This is a genomic window from Saccharospirillum impatiens DSM 12546, from assembly GCF_000423605.1.
Taxonomy (GTDB): Bacteria; Pseudomonadota; Gammaproteobacteria; order Pseudomonadales; family Natronospirillaceae; genus Saccharospirillum; species Saccharospirillum impatiens.
The window spans coordinates 1-1450 of record NZ_AUIH01000146.1 but is presented as its reverse complement, the minus strand read 5'-3'; the positions used below and the strand labels follow the sequence as shown (position 1 = coordinate 1450).

Genomic DNA, 1450 nt, shown 5'->3' with positions numbered 1-1450 from the left:
CGTCTTGCGGCTGAAAACCGCAGTTTACAATTTACATCGCTGTTTCAATACTTGGACTATGACCTGCTTAATGAGGCGTTTTACAGGATAAAACGTCACTCAGCAGCAGGGGTTGATGGCGTTACTTGGCAGGACTTTGAGCAAACGAAGAGCGAGCGCCTAGAGGCACTTGCGTCCGACTTACGCGCTGGTTCCTACAGGCCTCGCGCTGCCAGGCGAGTATTCATACCTAAAGGGGATGGGTCGCAACGCCCGCTGAGTATTTTGTGCCTAACAGACAAGATCGTGCAACAAGCGGCCGTGTTAATTCTGGAGTCAATCTATGAGGTAGACTTCATGGGCTTCTCCTATGGCTTTCGCCCCGGTAGAAGCCAGCATAGTGCCCTTGATGCGCTCTATGTCGGGATCAAGAGAAAGCGTGTAAATTGGGTGCTGGACTTGGATATCCAACAGTTCTTTGATCGGGTTAACCACGAGTGGCTTTCGAGGTTCCTGAAGCACCGGATAAAGGATAGGCGCCTATTAAGACTGCTTACCCAATGGATCAAAGTGGGTTACTACGACGAGAGTGGGACTCGACTGGCTAGTTCAGTAGGCGTGCCTCAGGGGGGCGTTATATCTCCCCTGTTGGCAAACATCTATCTGCACTACAGTTTCGATTTATGGGTCAATCAATGGCGGAATAGGCGCGCTGAAGGCGATATGGTGATTGTCAGGTATGCAGACGACTCTGTGCTGGGGTTCCAGCGCAAGGCGGATGCAGACAATTTCCTCCGCTCGCTGCGAGCCAGGCTGAAGAAATTCGGCCTTAATCTACATAACCAGAAGACCAAGCTGATCCGTTTCGGGCGCTTTGCTCGCGCCGGAGAAAGCAAGGGGTGGGGTAAAGCTGGCACGTTCGACTTTTTGGGGTTTACTCACAGTTGCGGCACGAAAAGGTCGTCTGAGGAGTTTTCTCTGATCCGCCGCACGTCAAAGAAGAAGTTTCGTGCAACAATGCGAAGCATTACTGACTGGCTTAAAACCAACATGCACATTCCGATCAAAGCTCAGGTGTCTTGGTTAAATCGTGTTCTCAGTGGGCACTTCAACTACTTTGCAGTGCCAACTAACTCACATCAAGTTAGCCGGCTGAGATCGCTGGTTATGTATGTTTGGCTCAAGGCCCTGAAGAGGAGGAGCCAGAGGAGCAAGGTGAACTGGGCCAAGTTCGGACGGTTCTGTAACCTTATTCTGGTGAAGTCCTATGTCAGGCATCCTTATCCAAACGAACGTTTCGACGTTAAATACTCGAAGTAGGAGCCGTATGCGTTAGTAGCGCCCGTACGGATCTGTGCAGGGGGTGCCCAGTAATGTTATTGTGGACCCCACTGTCAAGACCACTAATGCATTAAATTAAGGTAAAATGCCCTATGGGTTAAATTGTATTCTTACGCGGCTTGCAGCCATT

Annotated in this window: 1 protein-coding gene; it reads left to right on the top strand. The window is 50.4% G+C overall.

Translation table 11 applies throughout. From position 1 onward, the window contains the following. Positions 1-1299 (top strand): group II intron reverse transcriptase/maturase (gene ltrA / locus G565_RS0120935; protein ID WP_028672540.1); only part of this gene is annotated, 1299 nt, incomplete at its 5' end. Positions 1300-1450 lie beyond the last annotated feature (151 nt).